The organism is Campylobacter sp. CNRCH_2016_0050h (genome assembly GCF_025772605.1).
Classification (GTDB): Bacteria; Campylobacterota; Campylobacteria; order Campylobacterales; family Campylobacteraceae; genus Campylobacter_D; species Campylobacter_D lari_D.
In genome coordinates, this window is the sequence record NZ_JAKMSK010000037.1 from 1 (window position 1) to 736 (window position 736).

General features: G+C 25.1%; 1 protein-coding gene. It reads right to left on the reverse strand.

Going from position 1 to position 736, the window contains the following annotated elements:
• Positions 1-736 (reverse strand): hypothetical protein (locus L8X28_RS08280; protein WP_263666055.1); only part of this gene is annotated, 736 nt, incomplete at both ends.

The following is a 736-nucleotide window of genomic DNA, read 5'->3' on the forward strand; positions in this document are numbered from 1 at the left end:
CAATAGGTTTATTAACATCAGGAGCTATTAATAAAGGAATAGTTTTAAAGTCTCCAGCTATGATAACTTTTTCAAATTTATTGTTATCTTTAAAATCTTGAAGTTGATCTTTATAACTAAGCAATTGTGCATAAAGAGTTTTAGCTTCAGTATTAAGTTTTATAATGGTGCTTTTAATACTTACAAATAAAGGGTCATTTTCATTTGCCAAGCCTTTTTCTATTAAAACTACATAATCATTATAAGCTTTTATAAATTTGGCTAATTCTTCTTGATTTTCATCAAGCAAGTGCTCAATATTAAAACCTTTTGATACTATATTTTCTTTAAGATCTTTAAGATCTTTATACAGTGTGTTTTTTTTGTCATTAAAGTTTGTAAATTTAGCGCCAGCATTTTTGAAAGAATTTGCAAAGTTAGTTTTTACTGTTTCATCAGTAAATTTAGCTTTGTTTATATCATGAACTTTATATTCATTTAAAAAGCTCAAGCTTTGTAATAATGCTCTAGCATCGTTTTCTTTTACACCTAAATATGTGGTTATAAATTTAACCTGCTCATCTTCTGTTTTATTTGATATATCACTATACTCATTTAATAATTTAGCTAATAATCTAATATCTATATTATAATGAACCTTATCAATATCATTTATAATATAATCCCATATATCATCGCTAATTAAATCATTTTCATCTAAAGTGGCTGTTTCGTTTTTAATATCTTCTACATCAGG